The following is a 13,652-nucleotide window of genomic DNA, read 5'->3' on the forward strand; positions in this document are numbered from 1 at the left end:
CGTGCGCGGCCTTTCCCGCCGCTTCCCGCGTTCCCGGCGCCTCGAATGCCGCAGCGCCTTTCGTGAACGGCTCGCGCCGACACGACGAGCGGCCGGGCGCCCCGACGTGCGGGGGCGCCCGGCCGCGCGGGGGCCGTACGGGGGGTCAGGAGGCGGGCGGGTGCGGCTTCTCGTCCGTCCAGCCGACCTGGAGGTAGACCGTCGACGCGGCCGTGCCGACGTCGCCGGCCTCGGCCCCGGCGGGCTCGCCGGGGCCGCCGGTGGAGAGCGACTCGGTCTGCTCGGACAGCACGAGCGAGGTCTGCGGGTCGATGACGAACCGGCTGCTCGTGCCGCGCGACCCCTTGACGGTGACGCCGACGCCGGACTTGCCGCGCGGGTCCCTGGTCTTGCCCGTCACCGTGACGCCCTTGGACGAGGCGAGCGCCCGGTACGCGGCGGCGCGCGTCTTCGGCGCCGCCGGGACGGACACCAGCAGGTTGGCCAGGCAGCTCGTCACGAAGTCGTCCTGCGCGTTCGCGGGAACGGGTCCGTCGTCGTTGTGCAGCATGGCCTTGCGCACCGCGCCCCGCAGGGCCGCCGGGGCGGTGGGCAGCGACGCGACCTGCGCATAGGTCATCTCCTTGTCGCAGACCAGGAACGTGTGCGAGCCCTTGTTCTTGAAGAACCCGGACCTTCCGGCGTGCGGACCGGCGAGCTCCTTCCACGACGTCCAGGACCGCCCGTCGCGCTGCGCCCAGCTCTCCAGAACGGTCCGCCTGGCCTTCTTCCCGGCGCCGAACGTCATCGCGCGCTCCTGCCGGACCCGCCAGTACGCGCCCGTACCGCCGGCGGACTCGGCGCGCGAGGCGGCCACGAGCAGGATCTGCGAGCCCGCCGGACCGGCGGCGTCCCGCTGGCGCGCCGATCCCTCACCGCCGGGCACGGTGACGGCCAGCGCCGCGACGGCCGCGACCGCCGTCAGCGCCGTCGCCCCCACGGCCCCCGGCGGCGCCTCCGCAGCCGCTTCCCACGGGCGGCCACCGCGTCCAGCGGGCGTTCCAGGCGAACGGCGGAGAAGGTCTCCCTGACCGCCGCGTACACCTCCTCGTCGTGGTGGTTCATCGTGCCGTCTCCCGTTCGTTGGATGAGACGAGCCGTTCGCGCAGGGCGGCCGTGGCTCGGTGGAGGTGGGCCCGGACGGTGCCCGGGGCGATGCCGAGGGCGTCGGCGGTGGCCTGGGTGTCCAGGTCGAGGAAGATCCGCAACGCGATCACCTCGCGCTGCCGCACGGGCAGCGCCCGCAGCGCGTCCCGCAGCGACGCGTCGATGAGCGACTCGCCGGGATCGCCGCCGGACGGCTCCTGCCCGTCCCAGCGGACTTCGCGTCTGCGCCGCCGCCAACGGGAGACGCCGGTGTTGAGCGAGGTCCGTACGATCCACGCCTCCGGCGCCGGATGGCGGCTGACCTTCCGCCACGAGGCGAACGCGCGCGCGAACGCCTCCGACACCAGTTCCTCGGCCACCTGCCGGTCGTTCACCGACGCGTAGACCGCGCGTAGACACCCGTCACGGGACTGCTCGTAGAACTCTGCGAAATCCACGGTTCTCTGGTCCACACCCCTCTTACGCCCAGGGCGCGGCGTCCGCTTACAAAAGCGAACAGGCTCAGGGGCGTCCGGGCACCGGAACGAGGTCCGCGACGAGCCCGTAATGGTCGCTGGCCTGGATTCCGCCGACGGGCTCCACGAACGCGCGCGTACAACCGCGCACTTCCAGCCCGGATCCGCGCCGCACCAGGATGTAGTCGATCCGCTGCGGCGGCCAGTCCTCGTCCTCCATCAACGGGTTGTACGGCGTGTATGTGTAACCGGGCTCGCCCCGGTTCACCTGTTCCCAGGCGTCCCGGTAGCAGACGCTCATGCCGTCCAGCGAACGCCGACCGGTCCAGAACGCCATGCTCGCCGCCTCCGGCGCCGCGTCGAAATCCCCCGACACCACCACAGGCATGTCGCCTCCCGCCAGCCCCTCAACGAACCGCGCCGCCACGACCGCCTGCAACTCCCGCTCGTACTCCAGCTCCGGCTGCCAATTGGGGAAATGGTTGACCAGCAGCAACGGCCCGTCCGGCGTCCGCACCTCGGCGGCGAGGCACCTGCAGGCGAACCCCGCCGTACGCGGCGTCACGTTGAGGTCCGCCTCCCGCACCGCGCCCAGCGGCCAGCGGCTCGCGATCGAGATCCCCTGCCCGTCCGGCTCCCGCTCCGCCTGATGCGCCACCTCGTACCCGGGCCCGAGCAGATCGACCACCTGGTCGTACGCCCCGTCCACGATGGCCTCCTGGAACGTCACCAGATCAGGCCCCAGCGCCCGAACCCCGTCCCGCAACACCTCCCGCCGCCGCTCCCAATCCCCCCGCCGCCCCCAAAGGTTCAACGTAAAAACCCGCATCCCCACCCGCTACCCACCCGACCGCCCATGAAAATGGGAGCCGCAGAGTGTCGGAGGGGTGTGGGAGGGTCCTTGCCATGGTCAAGACCGCCGACGCCTTCGAGTGGACGAGCCGTTGCCCCGGTGACCCTCATGAGGGGTACGCCGTGACGATGGTGCGGGATCTGTCGCCCGAACAGTTCCTTGACCGGCTGGGGAGCCGTCCCCTCGACCCGCCGCGCATCACGGGCGCCGACGCGCTGTACGAGCACTGGATGGACGAGTGGGACTCCGACGAGGTCGTCGGCGTCTTCGCGGCCGGCGGCTGGGCGGTGGCCTTCGAGCCCGGCGCCTACGTGCTGGCGGATCCCGACGTGCTGGCCCGGTTGTCGGCGGGCACCCGCCTGGTCTCCCACTCCGTCAACGTCAACGGCCACGACCACTTCCACTGGCTGGAGGACGGCGGCCTGCGGCTCTACGTCAAGCCGTTCGCCCCCGACGACCGGGAGGGTTCCGCCGCCGACGACCTGGTGGACGCCATGCGCGCCATCGGCTTCGCGTTCACCGAGGACGAGGGAGAGGACCGGTCGATCGCCAAGGCGTTCGCCCTGGCGGAGCACCTCACCGGCGTCCCCCTCACCGAGGAGACCTTCGAGCAGGCCGATTACCTGCTCGGAGTCGTCGAGTAAGCCTGCCCAGCGCACGCCCCGGTGACGGGGAGCACCGACTCAGACGACCATCACCCGGCGCCCGCGCGTGTGGCCGGCATGGCTGTCGATGTGCGCCGCCGCGGCGTCGGCGAGGGTGTACGACCTCTCGACCGGGATGTGGAGCCTCCCCAGCGAGATGAGGCGGACGGCCTCGGCGAGCGCGTCCGCCACGCTCCCGGCCGTGCCGGAGAAGCGGACGCCGAGCTTCGGCGCGTCCAGATCGGCGATGGAGACCACCTTCCGCGGGTCCCCGGTCAGCTCGACCAGCTCGCGGATCACGCCCGAACCGGCCAGGTCGAGGGCCGCGTCGACCCGGCCGAGCGCCCGCACCCGTTCGACCCAGCCCTCGCCGTACGTCGTGGCGACGGCGCCCAGTTCGCGCAGGTAGCCCTGGTTCGCGGCCCCGGCCGTGCCGATCACCCTGATGCCGCGGTCGCGGGCGATCTGCAGCACCGCCGACCCGACCCCTCCGGACGCGCCGCTGACCAGCAGCGTCTGTCCCGGCTGCACGCCGACCTCGCGAACGACGCGCAGCGCGGTCTCCACCACGGAGGGGTACCCGGCCGCCTCCTCGAACGACAGCCCCTCGGGCATACGGGCCCAGTACGACAGCACGGCGAACTCGGCATAGGTGCTCGAACCCTCGCCGAACACGTGGTCGCCGACCTCGACCCCGTCGACGCCCTCACCGACCTCGTCCACCACCCCGGAGGCGTCCAGCCCGACCCCGGAAGGCAGCACGGTCGGATGGGCGCCCAGGACCTGGCCTTCGCGGACCCGCCAGTCGACGGGGTTCACCCCCGCCGCCCGCACGGCGATGCGTACCTGGCCGGGGCCCGCGTGGGGCTCCTCGGCATCGATGAGTTGCAGAACGTCCGGACCGCCGAACTCGGCGAAGCTCACTTTCTTCATGCCGCCGAACGTAGCACTAACCGTTAGGGTTTCAAAACAGCTTCGTTTTTGTATCTGGTAGCATCACCGCATGACCGTGCCGCCCGGACGCCGTGAGCGCAAGAAGGCCGCCACCCGCCGGAAGATCGCCGAGACCGCCCTGCGGCTCTTCCTGGAGCGCGGGTACGACGAGGTGGGCATCCGCGACGTGGCCGCCGAGGCCGACGTGGCCGTCACCACGGTCTTCTCCCACTTCGCCTCGAAAGAGGCCCTGGTGTTCGAGCAGGACGAGGACTTCGAGCAACGCCTCCGGCGCGCGGTCACCGACCGGGCGCCGGACGAGCCGCTCATCCCCGCGCTGCGCCGCGAGATGCGGGAACTGGTCCTGCACTGCGCGGCCGACAGCGCCGTCCCGATCTGGCGCATGATCGACGCATCGCCCGCCCTGCGGAAGTACGAGGAGTCGATGCGGCTGCGCCACGCGGAGTCCCTGGCGACGGCCATCGCGGCCGATCCCGCCCTGTCCCGGACCCCCACGGCCTGCCGGACGATCGCGAGGTTCGTGATCGACGCCCACTCCCTGGCCCGCGAGGCCCCCGACCCGGACGCCGCGGTCCACGAGATCTTCCGCATGATCGAAGCCGCCTGGCAGACCACCACCCCCACCGAACGCCCGCGACCGGCCGTCCCCGCCCGCAACACAGAACCGGCTCCCGCCACAACGAGCCCCTGAACGCCCCGCCCAGACGGACCCACGACATCCGCGCGTGAGCGGCGTGAACGTACGGGAGCTTCGCGCGCAGCCCCGCCGGAGAGCCCATCGGCCCTTTCCGACGGAACGAGTCGTCCGGACGTAGGCCCGCGCCAGGGGGTTGGGCCTGTTCAGCGGCTGGGAGCGCTCGGATGATAGAGAAATGGGCCGTTCCGCGCGGGGTGTGCCGGTCGCGCCGTGGCGGGTCGTCATCACCGGTTCGCGGGGGCGCGTGCTGGTCGACGCGTCGGCGGTGGCGCGGCCCGAGGAGGTGCGCTCCCAATGCTTCCCCGACCGGATGTTCCGCGCGTTTCTCGACGTCACTCCCGACGGACGGTTGAAGGCGCGCCCCTGAGAGCGGGAGTTCGAGGCGAGCCGCCCGTGGCCGGGTAGGAGGACGGGATGGGACAGCGCGGGTTCGGGGACGAGGAGCAGGCGGCGCTCGCCAGGGCGCGGGACCGGATCGTCGACAAGTACCTGGGAACGGACCCGAACGTCGTCGGCGTCGGGCTCGGATGCCGTACGCGCGGCGGCGTCTGGACGGACGAGCCCGTGGTCGTCGTGGACGTCGTGGAGAAGCTGCCGTGCGAACGGGTCGAACAGGGGCGGCTACTACCCCGGAGCGTCGAGATCGACGGGCGGGAGTGGGGCGTCGACGTCGTCGAGACCGGGCGGATCGTGCTGTTGTAGGCGGACGCTACTCGGCGCCGGCCGGCGGCGCGCTGAGGAGCGACCGGACGAACCCGGTCTTGGCCTCGCCGTAGGCGGGACGGTCGTTGAGGTGCTCGCGGGCCAGGCGGCGCTTCAGCGCCCCGTACGCGTCGCGGGCCTCGGCGTCCTCGCGGAGCCGGTCGCGGACCGCCAGGTAGGCGTCCCACCGGTGGTCGCCGTGCGGGACGGCGTGCACGTGCGCGATGCGGTACGACGGGCGGCTGCGCAGGACGAAGAGCCGCCCGCCCTCGTCGTCCTTGTCGCCGCGGTCCTCGTACCCGAGACCGGTGATCGCCGCGACGACGGCCTCCGCCGGCGCGCCGGGCGCGAGGCCCGCGGCGATGTCGAGGATCGGCTTGGCGGGGAGCCCCGGCACCGACGTGGACCCGACGTGCTCGATCGCGACGGCCAGGTCGCCCAGCGCGGCGCGCAGGTCGGACGCCAGGCGCTCGTACGTCTCCGGCCAGTCGGGATTGCTGTTGGCGATCCGGATGGTGCCGTCGGTGAGGCCGAGGCCGGGAGCGAAGGGCGCGGTGGGCATCCGGCGACATTACCGCGCCGGTCGGCTCCCCAGCCGGATATTCGCAACCCCGCAACCCCAAGACCAGCAACGAAAGCCGAGGTCGTCCCTGTGCGGGTGCCGCTCTCAGGGCGGGCGGGGCCGGATAAATGAGTGGACCCCGGACGGGTGTGGCGGCTGGGATGGGGGCCGACCGAAAGGAAGCGCGTTGTCTGATGATGCCGTCCAGGTGGACGTACCGGTCGTCCGCCGGTTGATCGCCGCGCAGTTCCCCGGGTGGGCGGGACTGCCGATCGTGCCGGTGGCGACGCAGGGCGTGGACAACGTGACGTTCCGCCTGGGCGACGACATGTCCGTACGGCTCCCGCGTTTCGCCAGGTGGGAGGGGCAGGTGGCGCGGGAGCAGCGGTGGCTGCCGCGCCTCGCGCCGCACCTGCCGCTGCCCGTGCCCGTGCCGCTGGCCCAGGGGGAGCCGAGCGCCGAGTACCCGTTCCCCTGGTCGGTCTACCGGTGGCTGGACGGCGAGCGGGCGTCGCTGGACCGCGTCGCCGACCCGCGCCGCGCGGCCGTTGAGCTGGCCGAGTTCCTCCTCGCGTTGCGGCGCGTCGACGCGGCGGGAGGGCCGGAGCCCGAGTGGAGCAACGGGTTCCGCGGGGTTCCCGTGGACGACGATCGGGACTCCGCCGTCCACGCGACGCGGATGCGGGCGCGGATCGCAGCGCTGGACGGGCTGGTCGACACCGCCGCTGTGACCGCGGTGTGGGAGGCGGCGCTGGCCGCTCCGCCGTGGGACGGGCCGCCGGTGTGGATCCACGGCGACCCCGCGCCCGGCAACCTGCTCGTCCGCGACGGGCGCCTGGCCGCCGTCATCGACTTCGGGACGATGGCCGTGGGCGACCCGGCGTGCGACCTGATCGCGGCCTGGGCGTTCCTGGACGCCGACACCCGTCCGGTGTTCCGGGAGACGCTCGGGGTGGACGACGCGACGTGGGCGCGCGGGCGCGCGTGGGGGCTGACGGCCGTTCTGCCCTCGCCGGACGAGCTGGAAGGGGAATCGGCGCGGGCCGCTGAAGCGCGGAGCCGTCTCGGTGGGCTTGTCGCTGATCGTTGAACGGGGTCAGGTCGGGCCTTGTTCGAGGTCGGCCAGCATGGCGCGGGAACGTTCGTCGCCGCCCGCGGCTGCCTTGCGCGCCCACTTCAGGCCCTCCGCCGCGGCGAGTCGTCTCCTTGCCGGGTCGGTTTCGCGGTCGGCCCTCGCGAGGGCCAGGGCGGCGAGTTCCCGGGCGCACGCGGGGTCGCCGCGTTCGGCGGCGGGGCGCAGGGCGAGCGCCGCCTCCTCCTCTTCGCCGCGTTCGCGGAGCGAGATGCCCAGGTACTCGCAGCTCCGGTCGTCCTTGAGCCGTTCGCCCGCGGCTCGCCACCAGCCCTCGGCCGCGCGGTCGCGGCCGGTCGTGCGCAGCTTGAGGCCGGGGTCGTGCGCCGGGATGTCGAGGCCCTCGCGCACCGCCTTCCGCCACCACTCCAGCGCCTCGTCTTGGTCGCCGTCGGCGGCGCACTCGATCACCAGGTTGGCCATGCCGGTCAGGTCGCCGCTCTCGGCGAGGCCGCGCCACAGCCGCAGGGCCTCGTCGCGTCTGCCCTGATGGAACAGGGCCTTCGCGGTCTCGTTGATGCCGTCGGGCGTGAGGTCGGCGCCGCCGACCGTGCCCCTCCCGAAGTCGCCGAACGTGTCGATCCTGCCCTCGAACGCGGCCCGGTGCAGTTCCCGTTCCTGCCTTCTCCTGCTCCACCATCCCATTTCCGTAGGACAGCAGAGCCGGTCTGAACGGACCAGGTCGTCCGGCACAGATGATCGTCCGCAAGAGGCCACCCGTCCGGGGAACTCCGCCGCGGCCCTCGACACAGGGTGACGGCGTGCCGTGAACACGCGCGGGACGGCAATGGAATGCCGCGTGTAACAATTCGTCTGCGATCTTTTGCGGTTTTGTCATCGGGTGCTCGTCGGCGGCATCCATTCTGTCTCCGGGTGAGTGGATGGGGGACCGGTGTGGCGGATGACCTGGTACTGCGCGGCGCGGAAAAAGGCGAGCGCGCGGAGAAATCCGGCAAGGAATGGTGCGAGCGCCACGGGCTTGGGTTACGTTTACCGGGCAATGGGTCGTTCCGCGGCGGCGGGAAGGAGAGGTGGACGATGACCCTCGCCGGGCGAGATCATCTCTCCGAGCAAATCCCGCCGCAGGTCATCGCCATTCTCAGTGCCGAATTGCCGTCGCTGGCCGAGGACATCATCGGCGAGATCCGCCGGTCGGTCCCCGAGTACGCGCGCGCGGCAGGGACGGCGAAGCGCCCGGCGATCCGGGTGAGCGTCGAGCAGGCCATGGCCGCGTTCGTCGACCAGATCTCGGGCACGAGCGACACCCACGAACGGCGCGACGAGCTGTGCCGCGCGCTCGGCCGGAGCGAGGCGTACGAGGGGCGCTCGCTCGACGCCCTCCAGGCCGCCTACCGCGTCGGCGTGCAGATCGCGTGGCGGCGCGTCGCGCAGGTCGGGAGGCGGCGGCGCCTGTCGTCGGCGGTGATGACCCGGCTCGCCGACGCGCTGTTCGCCTACATCGACGAGCTGGCCTCCCTGTCGGTGCAGGGCTACCTGGAGGCGCGGTCGCAGAGCGCCGACGAGATCGCCGGGCACCACCGGCGGCTGCTGCGGCTGGTGCTGCGGCGGCCGGGCGTCCCGGGCACCGCGCTGGAACGGCCCGCCGCCGAGGCCGGATGGACCGTGCCGGACGAGGCCACCATGATCGCCCTGCCGGTCGGCACGCGGTGCGACCGCGCCGCGCTGGACGCCGACGTCCTCGCCGACCTCGGCGACGCCGAGCCGCACCTGCTGGTGCCCGGGGCGTTCGACGAGGCGCGCCGGGAGATGCTGCTGCGGGCGCTGCCCGAGCGCCGCTCGGTCGTCGGGCTGACCGTCCCGCTGGCCGAGGCGAACGACTCGCTGCGCTGGGCGCGGCAGGCGCTCGCCCTGGTCGAGGCGGGCGTCCTGGAGGACGCCGGGCCGACTTTGTGCGAACGCCATCTCCTCGCGTTGTGGCTGCTTTCGGACGGGGCGTTGCTCGATCAGGTCGCGCGCCGCCGATTGGCCCCGTTCACGCGAATGAGCCGAACGCAGAGATTGCGCGTGACCGAAACCCTGGGGGCGTGGCTGGAGGCGCAGGGGAACGCGGTGGAGACGGCACGCCGGCTGAGAGTCCACCCGCAGACCGTCCGGTATCGGATGCGGCAGATCAGCGAGACGTTCGACGAGCAGTTGAACGATCCGGATTCGCGATTCGTGCTCGACGCGGTGCTCCGCGCGCACCGGTTGAGGGAACGGAGGCCGTCGCTGCGTTGACCGACCGATTTGTAGGACAGTGAGTATCACGGGCGCGACCGCGCGTGATTTTAAGCTGCCTTTACCTAAAGGGGCTGCGGTTCCGATCTACCTTCGGTGTGCTTCAGTTCACAACCTGTCGGGGGGCGCACAGGGGTCCCCCGCTCGGTGCGCCCTCGACGCCATATGCCGTACCGCCGACCGTCCGGGACGCCGGGTGCCCCGCCCGGTGACACGCCAGGGCCCGTGACGGAGGCGCACTCGGAGGTGTCATCAATGACGCGGACGCTCGACCGGGGGGTTGTGGACCGGCGGCCGCCGAGGCTTCCACGCCGGCTCGCCGCCCTGATGCGGCCGGAGCTCCCCAGCCTCGCACAGGAGATCATCCACGAGGTCCGCAAGTCGATCCCGGAGTACGGCAGGCCGATGCAGGGCCCCTACGTCGAGGCCCTGCGGATCGGGGTCGAACGCGCCCTCGCGCACTTCGTGGACCAGGTCGCCAACCCGGCCGCCCCGCGCGACCGGCACGACGAGACGTACCGCAGGCTCGGCCGCTTCGAGGCGCAGGAGGGGCGGACGCTCGACACCCTCCAGGCCGCGTTCCGCATCGGCGCGCAGGTGGCGTGGCGCCGCATCATGAAGGTCGGGCCGCGCAGGCACCTGTCGTCCGCCGTGATGGCGCAGCTCGCCGACGCGCTGTTCGCCTACATCGACGAGCTCGCCGCGCTCGCGCTGGAGGGGTACGCGGACGCGCGGCCCGACGAGGAGGTCGAGGGGCACCGGCGGCGGCTGCTGGAGCTGATGCTGCGCCGCCCGCTCGCCTCGCGCCGCGTCCTGGACGAGCTCGCCGGGCGCGCCGGCTGGCCCGTCCCGGGCGAAGTCACGCTGGTCGCCGCGCCGCCCGGCTCCCCGTACGTGCGGGCCGCCCTCGACGCCGACGTCCTCGCCGACCTCACCGCCGCCGAGCCGTTCCTCCTCGTGCCGGGGGAGGTGACGGCCGAACGGCGCGCGTCGCTCGCGCACGCCCTGCCGGAGGGGCAGATCGCCGTCGGGCTCACGGTGCCCGTCGCGCACGCCGCCGACTCGCTGCGCTGGGCGCGGCAGGCCCTCGGCCTGGTCGAGAGCGGCGTCCTCGGGGACGGCCCCGTGACGCTGTGCGAGGACCACCTCATCACGCTCTGGCTGCTGTCGGACCAGGCGCTCATCGACCAGCTCGCCCGCCGCAACCTCACCGAGATGGACGGGCTCAACTCCCGCCAGCGCGACCGCCTCCTCGACACCCTGCGCACCTGGCTGATGATCCGCGGCACCGCCGCCAGCATCGCCGAGGAGCTCCAGATCCACCCGCAGACCGTCCGCTACCGGATGCGGCAGCTCGAAGGCGCCCTCGGCGACCGCCTCACCGACCCCGACTCCCGGTTCGCCATCGAGGTCGTCCTGCGCGCCATGTGGCTCCGCCAGGGTCTGACCCGCGACGCCACCCGCACCGGCACCGACGGCTGAACGCCACCGCCCCGCCCCGCTCCGCCCGCTCCGTCCCGTCCCGCCCGTCCCGCCGCCGGACGATCAAGGGCGGGTTGGGGCGGGGACGGAAAAGTTGGCGCGGATGGCCGGAACCCGGGCCGGACGCCCTTGAGCGGGCAGGACGAAACGCGCACTCGTTGATAAACGCCGAAAGTGGAATGTGCAGATGATCAGCAATCGACACTAAGCTTCGCGACCGGGGTTGATTTACCGATTCGTCGCGTGCTTCCATCCAATTCGGTGCAATTTCGGAAGACGGTCGCGACGCGGTGGAGGTGCGTGAAGGGTGCGTTCACGATCGGCCGGAGGTTCCATCCTCGCCGGACTCGGCGTGGCGGCGGTCGTCGCCGTCTCGGCGGCCCCGCCGGTGATCGCCGATCCCACCCCGTCCCCCGGGGACTCCGGCGGCGCGTCCGACACGCCGACGCCCGACCCGCCGAGCGATCCCCCCACCGATCCTCCGACGGACCCGCCCACCGACCCCCCGACGGATCCGCCCACCGATCCTCCGACGGACCCGCCGACCAAGCCGACCGATCCGCCGACCAAGCCCACGGACCCGCCGACCAAGCCGACGGACCCGCCCACCAAGCCCCCGACCGACCCGCCGGACAAGCCGGGCGGCCACGGGCCCGGCAAGCCGGACGAGCCCGGCCGGGCGCGGCTCGGCATCGGGCTGTCGGTGTCGTCGGCGACGATGCGGCCCGGCGGGTCGATCACCGCGACCGTGCACGTGTCGTCCAGCGGCGGCACGGCGGCCGGCACCGTCGTGCGGCTGTCGGCGTCCGGCGCGTCGGTCAGCCCGAGCAGCCGGTCGCTGGGCAGCGTCGGAGCCGGCGGGGCGAGCGTGCTCGCGACCGTCAGCGCCCCGTCCAGCGCCAGGCCGGGCATCGTCACGCTGAACGTCAGCGCGTCGGCGAGCAAGGCGTCCGGCGCGTCCAAGTCGGCGAAGCTCATCATCACCGACTCGTCGGGGCCCTGCCGCCCGGCATGAGCGCGTCCAACCTGCCGCCGGACGTCCCGCCGCTGACGAACTCCACGTTCAACCCGCTCGGCGGCATGCGCGGCCCGCAGGTGGCGCTGCCCCCGGTCGCCTCGCCGCAGCTCGCGCCGAGCCCGATGCCCCTCGTCCCGGTGTCGAGCCTGCGCAAGGGCCCCCGCCAGATGTTCACGATGGAGGAGCTGTCGTCGGTCCAGGCGGGCTTCCTCGCCGCGATGACGGTGTCGGTGACGCTGCTGCTCCTCAGGCTGCGGCTGGCCCGCCGTGCCGACCCCCCGCTCCGGCGGGCCGGCCGCGTACAGCTCCAGCTCGCCGGCAAGCGCATCACCGAGGCGCGGCTCCGCACCCTCCCGCCCCAGCCCGCTCCCGCGCGGCCCGTCCGCATCGCCTGGCTCCCCCTCCGCCCGCCCCGTGCCGCCCGCCCGTAACCGCAGGCCGGGCCGGAACCCGGCACGAATCCGCCATGCACTCGACCGTTGAACGCGAGCGGCGCGCGGTGACCGGAACGGGGACCGGGCGCGCGGCCAGGAACGACCGGCCCGTCGCGGTGCGTTCGGCCGTGGCGGTGCTGTGCGCGGCGTGGGGGAGTACGGCCGTCCTGACGTTCGCCCTCCTCTCCAGCACCCGCGAACGGACCTGGCCGCTGCGGGCGCTCGACGCCGTCGTGCCCGGACCCGCCGGGCCGCAGGACGCCGCGCCCGGCGGCGCGGCGAGCGCCGGGGTGTGCGCCGTGCTGCTCGCGACGGGCGCGCTGCTGGTCTACGCCGTTCCCGAACTGCTGCAAGGGCACCGCGCCGCGCGCACGGTCGTGTGGACGGCCACGCCGCTCCTCGCCGCCGAACCCGTCCGCCGGGCCCTCGGAATGCTGGACGGCGACGCCACCGTGGCCTGGTGCGTGCTCGCCGTGGCCGCGTGCGCGCTGCTCGCCGCCGCCCTGCTGGCCCTGCCGTCCGCCTCCGCCCACCTGCGCAGGTGAACGACCCGCGCCCCCGGACGGCGCGCGGGCGGGGTCAGCGGGCCAGGCGGATGAGGATGCGGCAGACCTCGTCGATGATCTCGGTGGCCTCGGTGGCGTCCTCGGCGGTGGCGATCTCGCGGCCCGCCTCGCCGATGACCGTCGTGAGGACCAGGCTCAGCACCTGCTCCTTGCGTCCCGGCCCGGCGGCGGCGCCGCGCAGCAGCTTGGTGTTCTGCCCGATCCACCGCTGCGAGCGGCTGCGGCGCATCAGCGAGAACCCGGGCGGGCCCTCGCCGCCGTGGAAGAGCCGGGCCGCCTCGCGCCGTTCCCAGCAGACCTGGAGGTACGCGCGGGCGCCGGCGATGAACAGTGCGATCGGGTCGGTCTCGCCGTTCGCTCGCGCGGCCGACACCGTACGGGTCGCGCTGCTCTCCTGCTCGGCGCTCAGCTCCTCCCACAGCGCGAGGTAGAGGCCCGACTTGCCGCCGTAGTGGTGGTAGAGGCTGCCCACGCTGATCCCGGACCGCTCGACGATCTCGGCGATGCCCGCGTCGCCGTAGCCGCGGTCGGCGAAGACGCTCAGCGCCGCGGTCAGCAGGGCCTGGCGGGTCGCGTCCGCGCGCGCCCACTGCCGCCCGCCGCCGGAGCCCGTCCCGCCGCCGGAGCCGTGCCCGCCGCCGGGACTCGGCCCGCCGCCGGAGCCCGGGCCGGGGCCCGCGCCGGGCTCTCCGCCGTTGGCCTGCCGTGGCTTGCTCGTCCGCATCTACACATGGTGCCAGCCCGTCGGTTCGCGCGGCGAAGCCCCGGC

Annotated in this window: 17 protein-coding genes and 1 pseudogene; 10 read left to right on the top strand and 8 right to left on the bottom strand. The window is 73.4% G+C overall.

All coding sequences use genetic code 11. The features are described 5' to 3' along the window. Positions 1 to 145: 145 nt before the first annotated feature. From GEV43_RS22230 to GEV43_RS22245, 4 genes and pseudogenes are all read right to left on the bottom strand, one after another. Positions 146 to 1,000, bottom strand: a pseudogene (locus GEV43_RS22230) (CU044_5270 family protein); the annotation flags it as partial. Next, positions 961 to 1,104, bottom strand: a complete 144-nt coding sequence (locus GEV43_RS50775) for a hypothetical protein (protein WP_160822322.1) — start codon at positions 1,102 to 1,104, stop codon at positions 961 to 963. The pseudogene GEV43_RS22230 and the gene GEV43_RS50775, both read right to left, overlap by 40 nt. Continuing rightward, the gene (locus GEV43_RS22240) at positions 1,101 to 1,583 is read right to left on the bottom strand and encodes a sigma-70 family RNA polymerase sigma factor (RefSeq protein ID WP_206681232.1); all 483 of its coding nucleotides are present in this window, start codon (positions 1,581 to 1,583) and stop codon (positions 1,101 to 1,103) included. The genes GEV43_RS50775 and GEV43_RS22240 overlap by 4 nt, the downstream gene beginning before the upstream one ends. A 64-nt stretch (positions 1,584 to 1,647) precedes the next feature. Then, complete coding sequence (locus GEV43_RS22245; RefSeq protein WP_241683004.1) at positions 1,648 to 2,430, bottom strand: endonuclease/exonuclease/phosphatase family protein; 783 nt, start codon at positions 2,428 to 2,430, stop codon at positions 1,648 to 1,650. 77 nt (positions 2,431 to 2,507) lie between these two features. On the opposite strand from GEV43_RS22245, the gene GEV43_RS22250 reads away from it, so the two are divergent. Further along, positions 2,508 to 3,098, top strand: coding sequence for a DUF6461 domain-containing protein (locus GEV43_RS22250; RefSeq protein WP_160822325.1), 591 nt, complete (start codon positions 2,508 to 2,510; stop codon positions 3,096 to 3,098). A gap of 39 nt (positions 3,099 to 3,137) precedes the next feature. On the opposite strand, the gene GEV43_RS22255 is transcribed toward GEV43_RS22250, so the two are convergent. Beyond that, the gene (locus GEV43_RS22255) at positions 3,138 to 4,031 is read right to left on the bottom strand and encodes an NADP-dependent oxidoreductase (protein ID WP_160822326.1); all 894 of its coding nucleotides are present in this window, start codon (positions 4,029 to 4,031) and stop codon (positions 3,138 to 3,140) included. A 70-nt stretch (positions 4,032 to 4,101) separates the two neighbouring features. Here GEV43_RS22255 and GEV43_RS22260 point away from each other — a divergent pair, with 70 nt between their 5' ends. The 3 genes from GEV43_RS22260 to GEV43_RS22270 all read left to right on the top strand — a co-directional run bounded on the left by GEV43_RS22260 (position 4,102) and on the right by GEV43_RS22270 (position 5,451). Then, on the top strand, positions 4,102 to 4,743 hold the full coding sequence (locus GEV43_RS22260) for a TetR/AcrR family transcriptional regulator (RefSeq protein ID WP_160822327.1): 642 nt from the start codon (positions 4,102 to 4,104) through the stop codon (positions 4,741 to 4,743). A gap of 181 nt (positions 4,744 to 4,924) precedes the next feature. Further along, the gene (locus tag GEV43_RS22265) at positions 4,925 to 5,116 is read left to right on the top strand and encodes a hypothetical protein (RefSeq protein ID WP_160822328.1); all 192 of its coding nucleotides are present in this window, start codon (positions 4,925 to 4,927) and stop codon (positions 5,114 to 5,116) included. Positions 5,117 to 5,163: 47 nt separating this feature from the next. Then, positions 5,164 to 5,451: a hypothetical protein gene (locus GEV43_RS22270; protein WP_160822329.1), complete on the top strand. Its 288-nt coding sequence runs from the start codon at positions 5,164 to 5,166 to the stop codon at positions 5,449 to 5,451. A 7-nt stretch (positions 5,452 to 5,458) separates the two neighbouring features. On the opposite strand, the gene GEV43_RS22275 is transcribed toward GEV43_RS22270, so the two are convergent. Continuing rightward, positions 5,459 to 6,013, bottom strand: coding sequence for a GrpB family protein (locus tag GEV43_RS22275; protein WP_160822330.1), 555 nt, complete (start codon positions 6,011 to 6,013; stop codon positions 5,459 to 5,461). A 187-nt stretch (positions 6,014 to 6,200) separates the two neighbouring features. Between GEV43_RS22275 and GEV43_RS22280 the strand changes: the two genes are divergently transcribed. After that, positions 6,201 to 7,103 (top strand): aminoglycoside phosphotransferase family protein, encoded by a 903-nt coding sequence (locus GEV43_RS22280; protein ID WP_241683005.1) that lies wholly within the window; start codon positions 6,201 to 6,203, stop codon positions 7,101 to 7,103. Between the two features lie 6 nt (positions 7,104 to 7,109). Here GEV43_RS22280 and GEV43_RS22285 read toward each other — a convergent pair whose 3' ends face one another. Further along, positions 7,110 to 7,838, bottom strand: a complete 729-nt coding sequence (locus tag GEV43_RS22285; RefSeq protein WP_160822332.1) for a hypothetical protein — start codon at positions 7,836 to 7,838, stop codon at positions 7,110 to 7,112. A 345-nt stretch (positions 7,839 to 8,183) separates the two neighbouring features. Here GEV43_RS22285 and GEV43_RS22290 point away from each other — a divergent pair, with 345 nt between their 5' ends. From GEV43_RS22290 to GEV43_RS22305, 5 genes are all read left to right on the top strand, one after another. Next, positions 8,184 to 9,383 (top strand): helix-turn-helix domain-containing protein, encoded by a 1,200-nt coding sequence (locus GEV43_RS22290; RefSeq protein ID WP_160822333.1) that lies wholly within the window; start codon positions 8,184 to 8,186, stop codon positions 9,381 to 9,383. 255 nt (positions 9,384 to 9,638) lie between these two features. Then, positions 9,639 to 10,865: a helix-turn-helix domain-containing protein gene (locus GEV43_RS22295; protein WP_160822334.1), complete on the top strand. Its 1,227-nt coding sequence runs from the start codon at positions 9,639 to 9,641 to the stop codon at positions 10,863 to 10,865. A gap of 307 nt (positions 10,866 to 11,172) precedes the next feature. After that, positions 11,173 to 11,880: a hypothetical protein gene (locus GEV43_RS46930; protein WP_164717144.1), complete on the top strand. Its 708-nt coding sequence runs from the start codon at positions 11,173 to 11,175 to the stop codon at positions 11,878 to 11,880. Further along, a complete protein-coding gene (locus GEV43_RS22300; protein WP_160822335.1) occupies positions 11,877 to 12,314 on the top strand; it encodes a hypothetical protein in 438 nt (145 codons plus the stop codon). Before GEV43_RS46930 ends, GEV43_RS22300 begins: the two co-directional genes overlap by 4 nt. Before the next feature lie 35 nt (positions 12,315 to 12,349). Further along, the gene (locus GEV43_RS22305) at positions 12,350 to 12,862 is read left to right on the top strand and encodes a hypothetical protein (protein WP_160822336.1); all 513 of its coding nucleotides are present in this window, start codon (positions 12,350 to 12,352) and stop codon (positions 12,860 to 12,862) included. Positions 12,863 to 12,896: 34 nt separating this feature from the next. On the opposite strand, the gene GEV43_RS22310 is transcribed toward GEV43_RS22305, so the two are convergent. Next, positions 12,897 to 13,607 (bottom strand): TetR/AcrR family transcriptional regulator, encoded by a 711-nt coding sequence (locus GEV43_RS22310; RefSeq protein ID WP_160822337.1) that lies wholly within the window; start codon positions 13,605 to 13,607, stop codon positions 12,897 to 12,899. Positions 13,608 to 13,652: the final 45 nt, after the last annotated feature.

Origin of the sequence: Actinomadura sp. J1-007 (assembly GCF_009793335.1) — a bacterium.
In the GTDB taxonomy this organism is placed as follows: domain Bacteria; phylum Actinomycetota; class Actinomycetes; order Streptosporangiales; family Streptosporangiaceae; genus Spirillospora; species Spirillospora yumaensis.